14 protein-coding genes are annotated in these 13,726 nt (G+C 60.7%); 7 read left to right on the forward strand and 7 right to left on the reverse strand.

Translation table 11 applies throughout. From position 1 onward, the window contains the following. Positions 1-220: 220 nt before the first annotated feature. From BLP10_RS19800 to BLP10_RS19815, 4 genes are all read right to left on the reverse strand, one after another. The gene (locus BLP10_RS19800) at positions 221-1,957 is read right to left on the reverse strand and encodes an AMP-binding protein (protein ID WP_091138574.1); all 1,737 of its coding nucleotides are present in this window, start codon (positions 1,955-1,957) and stop codon (positions 221-223) included. Positions 1,958-2,087: 130 nt separating this feature from the next. Beyond that, positions 2,088-4,127, reverse strand: coding sequence for an elongation factor G (locus BLP10_RS19805; RefSeq protein ID WP_091138576.1), 2,040 nt, complete (start codon positions 4,125-4,127; stop codon positions 2,088-2,090). Positions 4,128-4,262: 135 nt separating this feature from the next. Further along, the gene (locus BLP10_RS19810) at positions 4,263-4,565 is read right to left on the reverse strand and encodes a hypothetical protein (RefSeq protein WP_091138577.1); all 303 of its coding nucleotides are present in this window, start codon (positions 4,563-4,565) and stop codon (positions 4,263-4,265) included. Further along, positions 4,565-5,767: a pyridoxal phosphate-dependent aminotransferase gene (locus BLP10_RS19815; RefSeq protein WP_091138581.1), complete on the reverse strand. Its 1,203-nt coding sequence runs from the start codon at positions 5,765-5,767 to the stop codon at positions 4,565-4,567. Before BLP10_RS19815 ends, BLP10_RS19810 begins: the two co-directional genes overlap by 1 nt. A 120-nt stretch (positions 5,768-5,887) precedes the next feature. Here BLP10_RS19815 and BLP10_RS19820 point away from each other — a divergent pair, with 120 nt between their 5' ends. The 3 genes from BLP10_RS19820 to BLP10_RS19830 all read left to right on the forward strand — a co-directional run bounded on the left by BLP10_RS19820 (position 5,888) and on the right by BLP10_RS19830 (position 8,501). After that, positions 5,888-6,868 carry a Bug family tripartite tricarboxylate transporter substrate binding protein gene (locus BLP10_RS19820; protein WP_091138582.1) on the forward strand — a complete coding sequence of 327 codons (981 nt, stop codon included), beginning with the start codon at positions 5,888-5,890 and terminating at the stop codon, positions 6,866-6,868. A 227-nt stretch (positions 6,869-7,095) separates the two neighbouring features. Then, positions 7,096-7,281, forward strand: a complete 186-nt coding sequence (locus tag BLP10_RS23410) for a hypothetical protein (RefSeq protein ID WP_091138585.1) — start codon at positions 7,096-7,098, stop codon at positions 7,279-7,281. Positions 7,282-7,361: 80 nt separating this feature from the next. After that, on the forward strand, positions 7,362-8,501 hold the full coding sequence (locus BLP10_RS19830) for a PQQ-dependent sugar dehydrogenase (protein WP_091138588.1): 1,140 nt from the start codon (positions 7,362-7,364) through the stop codon (positions 8,499-8,501). A 6-nt stretch (positions 8,502-8,507) separates the two neighbouring features. On the opposite strand, the gene BLP10_RS19835 is transcribed toward BLP10_RS19830, so the two are convergent. The 3 genes from BLP10_RS19835 to BLP10_RS19845 form a co-directional block, all read right to left on the reverse strand. Beyond that, positions 8,508-8,828, reverse strand: a complete 321-nt coding sequence (locus BLP10_RS19835) for a YnfA family protein (RefSeq protein ID WP_091138590.1) — start codon at positions 8,826-8,828, stop codon at positions 8,508-8,510. Between the two features lie 9 nt (positions 8,829-8,837). Then, positions 8,838-9,179 (reverse strand): DMT family protein, encoded by a 342-nt coding sequence (locus BLP10_RS19840; protein ID WP_091138593.1) that lies wholly within the window; start codon positions 9,177-9,179, stop codon positions 8,838-8,840. A gap of 88 nt (positions 9,180-9,267) precedes the next feature. Next, positions 9,268-10,080, reverse strand: coding sequence for a C13 family peptidase (locus BLP10_RS19845; RefSeq protein WP_244510719.1), 813 nt, complete (start codon positions 10,078-10,080; stop codon positions 9,268-9,270). 213 nt (positions 10,081-10,293) lie between these two features. On the opposite strand from BLP10_RS19845, the gene BLP10_RS19850 reads away from it, so the two are divergent. The 4 genes from BLP10_RS19850 (at position 10,294) to BLP10_RS19865 (ending at position 13,722) form a co-directional block, all read left to right on the forward strand. Next, on the forward strand, positions 10,294-10,683 hold the full coding sequence (locus BLP10_RS19850; RefSeq protein WP_091138599.1) for a DUF3775 domain-containing protein: 390 nt from the start codon (positions 10,294-10,296) through the stop codon (positions 10,681-10,683). Between the two features lie 120 nt (positions 10,684-10,803). Then, positions 10,804-11,016: a hypothetical protein gene (locus tag BLP10_RS19855; protein ID WP_091138602.1), complete on the forward strand. Its 213-nt coding sequence runs from the start codon at positions 10,804-10,806 to the stop codon at positions 11,014-11,016. A gap of 185 nt (positions 11,017-11,201) precedes the next feature. After that, complete coding sequence (locus tag BLP10_RS19860) at positions 11,202-11,924, forward strand: class I SAM-dependent methyltransferase (RefSeq protein WP_244510721.1); 723 nt, start codon at positions 11,202-11,204, stop codon at positions 11,922-11,924. A gap of 370 nt (positions 11,925-12,294) precedes the next feature. Further along, positions 12,295-13,722, forward strand: coding sequence for a site-specific DNA-methyltransferase (locus BLP10_RS19865; protein WP_244510722.1), 1,428 nt, complete (start codon positions 12,295-12,297; stop codon positions 13,720-13,722). Positions 13,723-13,726 lie beyond the last annotated feature (4 nt).

The raw sequence follows: 13,726 nt of genomic DNA on the forward strand, positions 1-13,726 counted from the left end.
CAGGCTCGAACAAAAGCTATGCAACCAGCGCAGCCCTTTTATGAGGCATGTTGCATTGCAAATAAGTCGAATGCAGCCGATATCGGCATTGGCTGATTTCAACGCGGCATCGCTTTTCTTCCTCCCGGCGCTGCCGTGTCGGCCGTTCCCTCTGGAAGGTTTTGACGTTTATTTGTCGGACCTCACTTTATGCCGGGCCTTTGGCCCGGCTTTTTTCTTTTCAGTCCCTGCGCGCGTGAGGCCTGACGACCTCCTCCTTGAGCACACGGCGCAAGACCTTGCCCACGTTCGTCTTCGGCAGAAGCTCCCGGAATTCCACGCGGCGCGGCACTTTATAGCCTGTCAGGTTCTCACGGCAGAACTCGCGCAATTCTTCAGCAGTGAGTGCCGGGTCCTTGCGTACCACGTAGGCCACCACCATTTCGCCGGACTGATCGTCCGGCAATCCTATCACCGCAGCCTCCATGACACCCGGATGCTTCACGATCACGTCCTCGACCTCGTTGGGGTAGACGTTGAAGCCGGAGACTAGGATCATGTCCTTCATCCGGTCTACGATTTTCACCTGTCCGTCAGGAAGGATCGTGGCAACGTCCCCCGTCCGGAAATATCCGTCCTCGGTCATGACACGCGCCGTCTCGTCCGGGCGCTGCCAGTAGCCCGGCATCACCTGCGGGCCCTTCACGCACAACTCGCCACGCTCGCCTAGAGGCAGGATGGAGCCATCGCTCGCCCGCACCGTCACATCGGTGGACGGAAGCGGATAGCCGATGGTGCCGGTGAACTCCTCGATATCCAGACGGTTGGCGCAGACCACCGGCGACGTTTCCGAGAGGCCATAGCCTTCGACGATGGGCTGGCCGGAAATCTCTTTCCACTTCTTCGCAACGGTTTCCTGCGTGGCCATGCCGCCCGCAACGGCAAACACGAGTTGCGAGAAGTCGACCTCGCGGATGCCCGGTGCATGGGCCAGAGCGTTGTAGAGAGTGTTCACGCCGGACATGAGCGTGATCTTGCTCTTCTTCAAAATCTTCACGAAACCGGGAATGTCCCGTGGATTGGCGATGAGAAGCTGACAGCCGCCGATCTTCGTCATGAAGAGTGCGCAGACCGTGAGAGCGAAGATGTGATAGAGCGGCAGCGCGGTCACCATCACATGGTCGGTTCGCTCGCCGAAGAACGGCCGCATCCATGCTTCGGATTGCAGCACATTGGCCACCACGTTGCGATGAAGCAGAATGGCTCCCTTCGACACGCCCGTGGTGCCGCCTGTATATTGCAGGAAGGCGATGTCATCGCGCGTAACGGGAACGGCCTGAGGCTTTGTGCGGCACCCCTCGGCAAGCACCGACGTGAACGCTACGGATTGCGGAATGCTGAACGGCTTGACCGCTTTCTTCACATGCCGCGAGACGAGGTTCACGACCTTGCCCTTGAGACCCAATAGATCGCCGGGCTTCACGACGACTACGCGGTCGAGCTTGAGATCGGACAAGGCTTCTTCCACCGTCGCGCCGAAATTTTCGAGAACGAAGAGGAAGCGCGCGCCGGAATCCTGGAGCTGAAAGGTCAGTTCGCGAGGAGTATAGAGTGGGTTGACGTTCACGACCGTGCCGCCCGCCATGAGCACGCCATACAGGATCGCCGGATAGGCCATCACGTTCGGCAGCATGATCGCAACGCGATCCCCTTTCTTCAGGCCTTGCTGCTGCAGCCATGACGTAATGGCATCGGTGGCGTGGCCAAGCTCCGCATAAGTCATGCGTTTGCCGAAACTCTCAGCCGCAGGGCGGTTTGCGTAATCCGCGCGAGCCTTGAGGAAGATGTCATTGAGCGTGCCGATGCTCGCGTCGTCGATCACCTGGGGGACTTTAGATGGATAGGATTTGAGCCAGGGCCTGTCCAAGGAAGGGCCTGCCGGACCCGAAAATGCGGCCGGTTGAGTTGTGGCGTTCATTTTTTCCTCCCGCTCCAGGGCGAGTTTACTTCAGAGGAGACGTGATCTCCGGTGAAGGTTAGATTGGCGCGGAAGGCGGAATTTGTCGATGGGCGCTCCAAAAACGCCTGGGAACGCCCATCGTCCGGTCTTAATGTGCCTTGTGCAGCACCATGTCTGCCGGCTTTCCACTCAGCTCGGCCATATGGTCGAACCGCGTCGAGAAGGTGCCGACGCCGGCGGTGACTGAACGTAACTCGACAATCAGATCACCGATCTCCGATTCCGGAATGGTGGCGCTCAACACCTCCCATCCGGTCCATCCGGGCCGACCGTCATAGCCGAGGATCTGCCCACGCCTTGCAGTCACGAGGCTGGTCGCCTTCGACAGGGCTTCGGTCGGGATGGTGATCTCGACTGAGAGAATGGGCTCCAGGAGGACCGGCTTGGCCTTTGGCAAGGCCTCGGCCAGGGCGAGCTTTGCCGCCGCCTGGAAAGCTGCATCAGACGAATCCACGGTGTGATAGGAGCCATCGGTCAGGCTCACGGCGAGATCGACGACGGGGAAGCCTAACGGGCCGTTCCTCAGTGCGTCCCGTACGCCGGTTTCCACGGATGGGATGTACTGGCGCGGCACGACTCCGCCCGTAATGCGATCCTCGAAGGCGAAGCCCTCCCCTCGCGGCAGCGGCTTGATCTCGATCATCACGTCGCCGTATTGGCCATGACCGCCTGTCTGCTTGCGATGACGCCCGCGAGCCGAGGCCGGCAGCTTGATCGTCTCGCAATAGGCCACGCGCGGCTTGGTGATGTCGACGCCGACCTGGAAGCGTGAGGCGAGTTTCTCGACGGTGACGCGCAGGTGCATCTCGCCCTGCCCAAGCAGGCGGATCTCACCCATCTCTGGCCGGGCTTCCACTACGAGGGATGGATCCTCCTCGGTGATCTTCGTCAACGCGCTCGAGAGACGCACATCGTCCTTGCGGTCTTTTACCTTCAAAGCCACCGCATAGACGGGCTCCGGAGGCGCGGAGGAAACAATGGTGTCCGGGCGCGTCTTGCCTGATGCGAAGCTGTCACCCGTTGCAATGCCCTCGAGGCGGCCGAAGCCGACCGTATCGCCTGCATTGGCCTCATTGCGACGCGCGGTGTTGCCGCCCATGATCGTGAGCAGGGAGCCGATACGGCCTTCCGCACCACGGGAGCCCACGACCGTGTCACCTTCGCGGAACGTCCCGCGCATCACCCGTGCGACGGAAAGCTTACCACCCTGGCCCATGTGCAAAGTTTTCATCACATGCGCGAGCGGAGCGCCGTCTTCCGGAATACCCAGTCGGGTGCGGGTTTCGGAAAGGGTCGGCGCCTCATGGCGAAGCGCCTTCAGAAGCCTCGTGACGCCGTTGCCGCGTTCGGCGGAGCCGATGAGAGCGGGCACCACATGCCTTTCTCGCAGTTCCTTCGAGAGATCGTCGAAGATGCGATCGCGCGGCGGCTCGATCTCGGAAATCAGCTCTTCCATCAACTCGTCATCGTAATCAGCGAGCTTTTCGAGCATGGCAAAACGCGCTTCGCGCTCACGCAGGCTCTCTCCATCGGGCATTTCGACGATCTCGCTGGGCGCATGCTCGCGATAGATGAAGGCGCGCTCCAATGCGAGATCGATGAAGCCGATCGCGATGCCATCCTTCCAAAGCGGGATCTGGCGCAGCAGCAGCGGCGTGCGCGACGCCTGCTGAAGAAGACTGAGAGTCTCGCGCACGCGCTGCGTGGCCGTGTCGATCTTGTTGATGAAGAGGAAGCGTGGAATGTCCGCCTCCTCCAGCTCTCGCAGAATGACTTCAAGCGCAGGGATCTTACGCTCATCCGACTCGCATACGACGATCGCGGCATCGCAGACCGGCGTGATGCTGCGCATCTCGTGCAGAAACTCCGTGGAGCCGGGGCAGTCGATGAAAGTCATCGTCTCGCCGAGGAATTCGACGGTGGCGACATTGGGCTCGATGCTCATGCCGTGAGCGCGAGCTTCCGCGCTCGCATCGCCGACACTGTCGCCATTGGTCACGCGGCCCGCGCGTGAAATCGCGCTTGTACGCTCCAGAATCGCTTCAAGGAGAGTGGTCTTGCCGCTCTGGAATGGGCCAACGATAGCAATGCATCGCGGGCCCGCAGGTCCTCTGCCGGTGGGTGCCATGGTAGTCTCCTCCCTGCCCCCGTCAGCGCGCTCTTCATGGCCGCTTAAAGGGGGATGCTCTGCCTGTCGGGAGAAGTTGGCAAGGGGTCTTTTGCGCAAAGCAAAACGGCCAAGCTTTCGCCTGGCCGTCGTTTTTCAGGTGCTCCGCAGGTGAGCCGGAGCTGAATCCCAATGATCGCCGCGGCGCACAATTTCCATGGCGAAGATCGTCACCGGACCCGCTCTGAGCAGGTTCATGGAGGAGACGATCATCTCGGCCAGACGCGAAGGCGCGACATTATCGCCCTCGATGTCGAGGATGAAGTCTTTCGCTTCCACATACCCGCCATTGGTGAAGTCGACCCTGAAGTCCGACTTCACCCGGTATGCGGATTGCTGATCGACCCTATAGGGCTCTGCCTCGGGATCCGGATGGAACGTCCGAGGCAGGTTATTCATCAACGGAGCGATCCGCAGAACCGCTGAATGCGGTTGCAGGCATCTTCCAGCAGCGCATTCGAGGTGGCGTAGGAGATGCGGAAATTGGGGCCCAGACCGAAGGACGAGCCGTGCACGGCGGCGACACCCTCGACCTCGAGCAGCTCGGACACGAAGTCCTCGTCCGTCTTGATGACCTTGCCTGACGGCGCGGTCTTGCCGATGGCCTCGGCGCAGGACGGGTAGACGTAGAACGCGCCTTCCGGCATCGGGCACTTCAGGTACTTCGACTGGTTGAGCATGGAGACCACGAGGTCGCGGCGCTCCTCGAAGGCCTTCTTGAAGCGCGGCAGATGATCCTGCGGGCCATCGAGAGCTTCGACAGCGGCCCATTGAGAGATCGCGCTGGTGCCGGAGGTCTGCTGTCCCTGGACGAAATCCATTGCCTTGATGAGGTGCTCAGGGCCACCGGCATAGCCGATGCGCCAGCCTGTCATGGCATAGGACTTGGAGACGCCGTTCATGGTGAGCGTACGCTCGTAGAGGTTCGGCTCGACCTGGGCGGGCGTTACGAACTCGAAATCGCCGTAGGTCAGATGCTCGTACATGTCGTCGGTGAGCACCCACACATGCGGATGGCGCATCAGCACATCGGTGATCGCCTTCATCTCGGCGCGCGAATAGGCTGCGCCCGTCGGGTTCGACGGCGAGTTGAGGATGATCCACTTGGTCTTGGGCGTGATGGCGCGATCGAGGTCAGCTGCCTGGAGCTTGAAGTTATGCTCCATCGTGCAATCCACGAACACGGGCTTGCCGCCGCAGATCACGACCATCTCAGGGTACGACACCCAGTACGGAGCCGGGATGATGACTTCGTCACCAGGGTTCAGGGTGGCGAGAAGCGCGTTGTAGATCACGTGCTTGCCGCCGGTAGAGACGATGGTCTGCGAGGGCTTGTAGTCCAGGCCGTTCTCGCGCTTGAACTTGCGGGAAATAGCCTCGCGAAGCGGCACGATGCCGGAGACGGGGGTGTACTTGGTCTCGCCGCGACGGATGGCCGCGATGGCCGCTTCCTTGATGTTGTCGGGGGTGTCGAAGTCCGGCTCGCCGACGGAAAGGCTGATGACGTCCCGGCCCTGGGCTTTCAGATCGCGCGCTTTCTGCGTGATGACGATCGTGGCAGACGGCTTAACACGCGAAAGGGCATCAGACAAAAAGCCCATGGGAAACCTCCGGTCGGGACGTTAGGAAGGGAATGTGACGGGGGCGGACCCTAATCCGCTCAAGCTGTCCAAGCAAGCGAAACAGCCCTGCTCAAGCGGGATTTTCAGGAGACGCTTTTCATGACCCTCGCCCTCACCCGCCGCATGGCCCTCGGCCTGTTCGCCGGAGCAGCCCTGCTCTCTCATGCTGCCGTCGCGCAGACCTATCCCAGCCGTGTGATCAAGATGGTGGTCCCCTATCCCGCCGGCGGCCCGACGGACGTGATCGCCCGCATCGTGGCGGAAGAGATGGGCAAGGATCTCGGGCAGAACGTGATCGTGGAGAATCTGGCCGGCGCTTCCGGCGCGGTCGGCACCCGGGCCGTCGCCAGGGCCGAACCCGATGGCTACACCATCGTCTTCGGCAACAATCAGACGCACGGGAACAACATGTTCCTGCTGAAGGACCCAGGCTACGACGCAGTGAAGGATTTCGCGCCGCTTGCCGGCGCAGGCGCCTTCGAGCACGTCTTCGTCGTCAAGAACGACCTGCCCGTGAAAACCATTCCCGAACTCGTCGAACTCGCCAAGAAGGATCCCGGCAAGCTCAATTACGGCTCCACCGGCGCCGGATCGGGCTCTCATCTGGCGACGGAACTCTTCATGACGCGCACGGGCATCAAAATGACCCATGTGCCCTTCCGCGGCGCGGCCCCTCTCGTGACGGAGCTCATGGCAGGTCGCATCGACGTGTCGAACTCCACCCTGCCGAGCGTTCTGTCCCAGTTCCAGGCGGGTCAAATGCGCGCCATCGGCTTGGCGAGCCCGCAGCGCAACCCGCTTGCACCCGACGTGCCGACGCTGCGCGAACAGGGCATCACCAATGCGGACGCGGAATCCTGGGCGGCCTTCTTCGCCCCCATGAACACGCCCAAGCCCATTCTCGACAAGCTCTCGGGCACGATCATCGCGATCCTCAACAAGCCCGATGTGAAGGAACGCATCACGAAGCTTGGCTTTACTTTGAACGTGCGCGATCCCGAGGCCTTCAAACCTTATCTGGAAAAGGAGATCCAGACCTGGGCCGAGATCATCAAGGCTGCCAATATCGGAGCAGAATGAGCGACGTGAGGCTCTTTTCAACGGATGGCCGGGCTCAGCCCCGGCCATTTTTTTGCTTCGCGCACTACTTCATGATCCAAGTCTCATTCGCGTTAATAATAGTTAACGAATGGTTAACGCGCCCACTCGTTAAGATCTCCAAAAGTATGATCTCAGCAGAGTTTGGAACCTTCGTGTATTGAATGGGTTTTTTCTCCAAAGCCAACTTACCCTCAGGGGAAAGAGCCATGAAGACCCTGCCCTCCAGACGTCGCGTTACACCCCGCACCCACAGGGTCGATCTTCTCCAGCAAAGCCGCTGCTCACTGGCCCTGATCATGTTGATGGGACTTGCCACCCTCTCTGTTCTCGCCACTACCCAAACCCTGTCGGCGCGCGACACGAGCCCTATCCACCTCTATTCCATCCGGTAACACGTGAGTGAACGGCCGTGAGGTTGACGCCTCATGCCGGGAGGTTAGCTCTTCGACCTCGAGATTGACGGAGAGCGTTCATGTCCAGACTTCGCCTTGCCCTTGCCTGTGCCCTTGTTCTTGCCGCCGCCCCAGCCGCCCTGGCGCAGGACACGCAGCGTCTTCGCACCGACAAGGTCGAGGTGATCGTCGAGACGGTCGCCCGCGATCTTCAGAACCCCTGGAGCCTTGCCTTCCTCCCCGATAACCGCATGCTGGTGACCGAGCGCCCGGGGCGCCTGCGCATCGTGGACGTGGACGGCAAGCTCTCCGAGCCGATCAAAGGACTTCCCCGCATCTCCGCGCGTGGCCAAGGCGGGCTTCTCGATGTGGTGCTCGACCCCAACTTCGCGCAGAGCCGCCTTGTGTATCTGAGCTTCGCCGAGGATCGCGGCGAGGGCCGCAACGGCACGAGCGTGGCCCGCGGCCGCCTCAGCCAGGATGGGACCTCGCTTGAGGGCACAGAAGTCATTTTCCGCCAGGAACCGTCCTATGCGGGCACTCACCACTTCGGATCGCGGCTGGTTTTTGCCCGGGATGGCAGCCTTTTCGTGACTCTCGGCGAGCGCAACGATCTGCGCGATCAGGCACAGAACATCGGCAACCATATCGGCAAGATCGTCCGCATCAATCCAACCGGCGGAGCAGCGCCAGGAAACCCTTTCCTCAACCGGGAGGATGCGCGCCCGGAGATCTGGTCGTATGGCCATCGGAATGTTCAGTCGGCGGCTCTTAACCCGACCTCCGGCGAGCTCTGGATCGTGGAGCACGGTGCGCGCGGCGGCGACGAGGTCAACATTCCGCAAAAGGGCAAGAACTACGGCTGGCCCGTCATCTCATACGGCGTGCATTACTCCGGTCAGAAAATCGGCGAAGGCTCGCAGAAACCCGGAATGGAGCAGCCGGTTTATTTCTGGGATCCGTCCATCGCGCCTTCCGGCATGGCTTTCTACACAGGCGACAAGTTTCCGGCTTGGCGCGGCAGCATTCTCGTCGGCGCGCTTGCCGGGAAGCTCGTCTCGCGTCTCGAGACCAGCGGCAACAAGGTGACCGGCGAAGAGCGCATGCTGCAGAATCTCGGCGAGCGCATCCGCGATGTGCGCCAGGGCCCGGACGGCCTGATCTACATTCTCACGGATTCCCGGCAGGGCCGCATCCTTCGCATGAAGCCTGCGACATAATCGAACTCAGGCGCGCGGCCCGAAGAGGATCAGGGCCGCGCCCGCAAGACAAACCGCGCCGCCTGCCAGATCCCATCGGTCGGGCCGCGCATCTTCGACGATCCAGAGCCACAGGATCGAAGCGATGATGTAGATGCCGCCATAGGCCGCATAGGCCCGCCCGGCGGCATCGCTCGGAGCAAGCGTCAGAAGATACGCAAAGAGCGCCAGCGAGCCCAGGCCGGGTACGAGCCACAACGGCGATTTGCCCAGGCGCAGCCACGCCCAGAACGAAAAGCATCCTGCGATCTCAGCCAAGGCTGCGACGGCATAGATGAGGAAGGTCATGGCCGCCGCTCATCGCCCCTGAAAGATGAACGCAGCACCCGCTGCGATCAGGGCGAAACCGATCAGGTGGTTCCAGCCCAGAGACTCCTTCAGGTAGAGCACCGAGAAGCCTGCGAAGACCACCAGCGTGATGACCTCCTGAATGGTCTTCAGCTCGGCGGCGGAATAGACGGCAGAGCCGATGCGGTTGGCGGGAACCGCGAACCAGTACTCGACGAAGGCGATCCCCCAGGAGGCCATGACCGCCAGCCAGAGCGGCGACGTCTTGAACTTCAGGTGGCCGTACCAGGCGAAAGTCATGAAGACGTTCGACGCGATCAGCAGAAGGATAGGCGCTGTTTGAGGATTCATGAGGATTTACGAAGGTGGGTGAGAGGCTTTGGCTCCCTGCCCTATTCCTTTGCCGTGAAGTGTCAAGCGACTGCCATCCGGTGCGACATCAGCAGACCAAGCGGGCATTCCCCCGCGGGGTCCGGCAGGCTGCCTGAGCGGAAGCCGTGTCACGCTCGCCAAGGCGCGCGAGCACTTGAGAGCCGCCTGCAATCTGCGGATTGGACGGATCGAAGCCTTCGCGCCGCTCGCGCTGGGTGACGAGCGCCCGAGCTTTTTCGAAAGCCACATCGAGACGGCTTTCACCACGCATGGCCTTGTTGAAGAATGCGTCGCCGAAATAGGTCCAGGTCGCGCCATCGCGGCAACCGAACGACGATCTGTCGGCTGCGGCCGCCGTGATGACGAGCGTGCGCTCATCCGCGAGCTTCGCGAAAACGCCCGAATAGCAGGCCGAGACGATCAGGATGCGATACCGCGCTCCGCTTTCCTGCAGGAGGCGCTGCACATTGTCGGGCGTCATCATCATATGATCGTCCTTCGCGACGATGGCAGCGCCGTCCGTGCTGCCGTGCGATGTCAGAAAGAACACCAGCACGTCATCGGCATCGATGACTTGATTGACGGATTGAACCGCCTTGCGGATCGTTTGCGGCGTTGCGCCGGCGGTGCGCTTGGTATTGTAGGCGACGATGGTGCGGTTCTTGGTTTTCAGGCTCGTGCCGAGCACGCGAGCCGCGCCCTTCGCCTCGCTCTCGAAGACGCTTTGGGGTCCCCACAGGCCGAAGGAGAGAATGTAGACATCCGTGCCCGGCTGCGATGGAGCGAGCCTGCCGGACTGGGCCAAGGCCATCCCCGGCAGCCCGACCGCTAACATCATCGAGGCGAGAAACATTCCCAAGCCGTATGCTCTGTACTTCACATCTCTCTCCCTGGGGATGCGCCTTCTCGATGATGAAATAGTATTCGTAATGCCGTGACAAGGCCATGCCGACGAGGGCGTGCGCCTCCGCACCCTTTTAGCCTGTCTCTGAGCCCATGCGTAAAATGAAAGCTTGGCCTTCACCGAACCGAAAGCCGTCTCGGGGGTTTTCCAGTCACAGAATTCAGCAAAGATTGTCTCAAGAGGATTTCGATGGATATCGCGCTCGACAAGGTCTGCGAACTCATTCTCCGGGCCAGGGCCATTGACGTGAAAGAAGGGCCGACGGATCCAGCCTCGGGCTCGAACCCCATCGACGACGGCGCGATCGATGCCCTCACCGCTTCACCGGACGATGCCACCGAGGACGAACTGCGCGATGTAATCGCCGGCCTCAACGATGACGAGCGCGCCGATCTGATCGCCCTGGTCTATATCGGCCGCGGCGACATGGAGCCGGAGGAATGGGGCGATGCCGTGCGTCTTGCCCGCGAGCGCGAAGAGGCAAACGCCGTATCGACCGCCGACTGGCTCATCGGCATCCCGAACCTCGCCGATCTTCTCGACGAGGGGCTCAACGCCCTGGGCCGCAGCTGCACCTGAGGTGCAGCAAGGTTCAGCGAGGCCGCAAAGACTTCTTCAAAACGTCTTCGACACGGTAACGGTGCCCTATTTGCGACACGGATCGAGCAAACACTTCCCTGTTCGCTGAAGGAGGACGCCATGAACGCGCGCAATCCTGAAGATAGCCCTGAGGAAGATGTGCGGAAGAAAGGTCTGCGGATCGTCAACGACGAGATGCGTGGTCCGTCCCTGCCACAGCATCAGGGCGCACCTGTCGTGCCCCAAGCCTGCCAAGACAAGGCTCCCGACACCAAGGTCGAGCTTGATCGCGTCGAGATTTATTTGAAAGGCCCGACGGTCTTCACCGCCTGAGCCTTCCCTGCATTTCCATCGCCCGTTTTACAAGCCCATACGATTGCCCTAAGCAACGAAGCCCTGGGAAACAGGGTTACTTCGGAGCGGGCTCATGGGATCGTCCTGGCAGCAGGCCAATCTGTCGAACTGGAACAACCGGGCCGCTCTGCACATCCGCGACGCCACCGGCTTTTACAACGTGGATGGCTTCCTCGCAGGCGAGGACAACCTTCCTCCCCATCGAGGCTTCCGAAATCGGCGACGTGAAGGGCAAGCGCCTTTTGCATCTGCAATGCCATTTCGGCTTGGACACGCTCTCCCTCGCCCGTCGCGGAGCCACCGTCACGGGCCTGGATTTCTCGCCTGTCGCCATCGAGGGCGCACGCGATCTTGCGAGGAAAGCCAATCTCCAGGCCACCTTCGTGGAAGCTGATGTCTATGACGCTCGCGATGCCATCGAGGGCAGCTTCGACATGGTATTCTCGTCCTGGGGCACGATCTGCTGGCTGCCCGATGTGAAGCGCTGGGCGGAAGTGGTCTCGGACATGCTGGCCCCGGGCGGCACGTTCTACTTCCTCGACTCTCACCCTTCTGCGCAGGTGCTCGACGAGCGTGACGGCCGCCTCGAGCCGACCTATGGCTGGCGCACGCCCATGGAAAAACCGGACGTCTTCGAGGAAACGAAATCCTATACGGGCGACGCTCACAAGGAAGCCATCAAGGATTACAACTGGATCCACCCGCTCTCCGACATCATCGGCGGACTTCTCGAAGCAGGCCTGCGTCTGGAGGCCCTGAACGAGCACGAGCGCCTGCCCTACAAGCTCTTCCCGATGATGGTGCCCGCCGAAAGCGGCATGTTCCGCCTGCCGGACGGCGCGGTGCCGATCCCGCTGGCGTTTTCGCTGAGGGCAGTAAAGCCTTAAGGCGGCCTGAGCAGGCTTTTCGTAGAGTCGAGCGAGCGAAACTACCGCTAAGTAAAGTCGAACGCGGACGATCCGGAAGATCTCCGAGGCTGGCAGCTCATTGTCTCTTAGTAGCGAATCGATATAACATGCAATGAAATTAATCTTAGTATGTTAGTGGCCGATGCTTCCCTCTCCCCTTTGCTTGCGTGCTGCCGAAGCATTCGCGGCTGATCGTCGTCCGTTCCTGAACCTGGCCAAGGCTCTTTGAGCCATGCCGATCCTGCAATGGTTGACGCGGGATGAGGACACCCGCGCAGTTCGGAGCGTTCCCTACCGCTTGCTGCAGGAGGAATCCGCGCTGAGCTGCGGCGATCCCGATGCCGCGAACATGCTGATCCACGGCGACAACCTGGACGCGCTGAAGGCCCTGCTGCCGTTCTATGCGGGCCGCGTGAAGTGCATCTATATCGACCCGCCCTACAACACCCGCTCCGCCTTCGAGCATTACGACGACAATCTCGAACATTCGAAATGGCTCGCCATGATGTGGCCGCGCCTCGAATTGCTGCGCGACCTGCTGGCGGAAGACGGCTCGATCTGGGTGTCCATCGATGACAACGAGGTGCATTACCTCAAGGTGATCATGGATGAGGTATTCGGGCGGAAGAATTTTACCTCTACTATAGTTTGGCAGAAGCGCATTGGTCCAGATTCACGAGCCATTTTAGGTGCGGCCCACGATTACATTGTCGTCTACTCAAAAAATCTGGAAGCATTCAAGGCAACGGCAAACAAAATCCCTTTGCGCGAGGACCAGATCGCCGAATTCCAAAACCCAGATAACGATCCACGAGGCCCGTGGACATCATCATCAAACTTCTCTGCACAAGGGTTTCGGAAGAACCAGATGTACAAGATCGTAACTCCTGGTGGAGCTGAGTATTATCCGCCAGAAGGACGATGCTGGGTTACCATAGAATCCGAGTATTTTCGCCTGTTAAAAGAAGGTCGCATGTGGTTTGGGCGCGATGGTCGCGGGATGCCTAGAAAGAAGACCTATCTTAAGGAAAGGGAAGGTCAGGCAACTTGGTCTTGGTGGTCGAACTCGGAAGTTGGACACACACAGGAATCGAAAAAAGAAATCATCGCCTTGTTTGGAGCATCTAATACGTTTGATACTCCAAAACCCGAACGCCTTATCCAACGCATCCTCCACATCGCCACCAATCCCGGTGAGCTCGTTCTCGACTCCTTCCTCGGCTCTGGCACCACCGCTGCCGTCGCGCACAAGATGGGCCGCCACTATATCGGCATCGAGATGGGCGATCACGCCGTCACCCATTGCGCGCCGCGCCTGCAGAAGGTGATCGAAGGCGAGCAGGGCGGCATTTCGAAAAGCGTCAACTGGCAGGGGGGCGGCGGCTTCCGCTTCTATCGTCTCGGGCCGCCGGTCTTCGACGAGGACGGGCATGTGCGCGAGGACATCCGCTTCCCGACGCTTGCCGCGCATGTGTGGTTCAGCGAGACGAACGCACCCTGGAAGGGTAAAGGCAAGTCGCCTTTCCTCGGGCATCACGACGGCAAGGGCTATGCCCTGCTCTACAACGGCATTCTCGGCGACAGGCGTCCCGACGGCGGCAACGTGCTGACGCGCTCGACGCTTCAGATCATCCGCGAGGCGGCCGCGAAGAAAGCGCCAACCTTCGACGGTCCGCTCACGATCTATGGCGAGCAATCCCGCCTCGGGCCGACCACGCTGGCGCGAGAGAACATCACCTTCAAGCAAACGCCCTACGATGTGAGAGCGCGGCGTTGAGGCT

It is taken from the genome of Microvirga guangxiensis (genome assembly GCF_900102135.1).
GTDB classification, from domain to species: Bacteria; Pseudomonadota; Alphaproteobacteria; order Rhizobiales; family Beijerinckiaceae; genus Microvirga; species Microvirga guangxiensis.

Coding starts and splice junctions, on each gene's coding strand:
- BLP10_RS19800 (WP_091138574.1), bottom strand. CDS start 1,957: ATGAACGCCACAACTCAACCGGCCGCATTTTCGGGTCCGGCAGGCCCT.
- BLP10_RS19805 (WP_091138576.1), bottom strand. CDS start 4,127: ATGGCACCCACCGGCAGAGGACCTGCGGGCCCGCGATGCATTGCTATC.
- BLP10_RS19810 (WP_091138577.1), bottom strand. CDS start 4,565: ATGAATAACCTGCCTCGGACGTTCCATCCGGATCCCGAGGCAGAGCCC.
- BLP10_RS19815 (WP_091138581.1), bottom strand. CDS start 5,767: ATGGGCTTTTTGTCTGATGCCCTTTCGCGTGTTAAGCCGTCTGCCACG.
- BLP10_RS19820 (WP_091138582.1), top strand. CDS start 5,888: ATGACCCTCGCCCTCACCCGCCGCATGGCCCTCGGCCTGTTCGCCGGA.
- BLP10_RS23410 (WP_091138585.1), top strand. CDS start 7,096: ATGAAGACCCTGCCCTCCAGACGTCGCGTTACACCCCGCACCCACAGG.
- BLP10_RS19830 (WP_091138588.1), top strand. CDS start 7,362: ATGTCCAGACTTCGCCTTGCCCTTGCCTGTGCCCTTGTTCTTGCCGCC.
- BLP10_RS19835 (WP_091138590.1), bottom strand. CDS start 8,828: ATGACCTTCCTCATCTATGCCGTCGCAGCCTTGGCTGAGATCGCAGGA.
- BLP10_RS19840 (WP_091138593.1), bottom strand. CDS start 9,179: ATGAATCCTCAAACAGCGCCTATCCTTCTGCTGATCGCGTCGAACGTC.
- BLP10_RS19850 (WP_091138599.1), top strand. CDS start 10,294: ATGGATATCGCGCTCGACAAGGTCTGCGAACTCATTCTCCGGGCCAGG.
- BLP10_RS19855 (WP_091138602.1), top strand. CDS start 10,804: ATGAACGCGCGCAATCCTGAAGATAGCCCTGAGGAAGATGTGCGGAAG.
- BLP10_RS19860 (WP_244510721.1), top strand. CDS start 11,202: ATGGCTTCCTCGCAGGCGAGGACAACCTTCCTCCCCATCGAGGCTTCC.
- BLP10_RS19865 (WP_244510722.1), top strand. CDS start 12,295: ATGCTGATCCACGGCGACAACCTGGACGCGCTGAAGGCCCTGCTGCCG.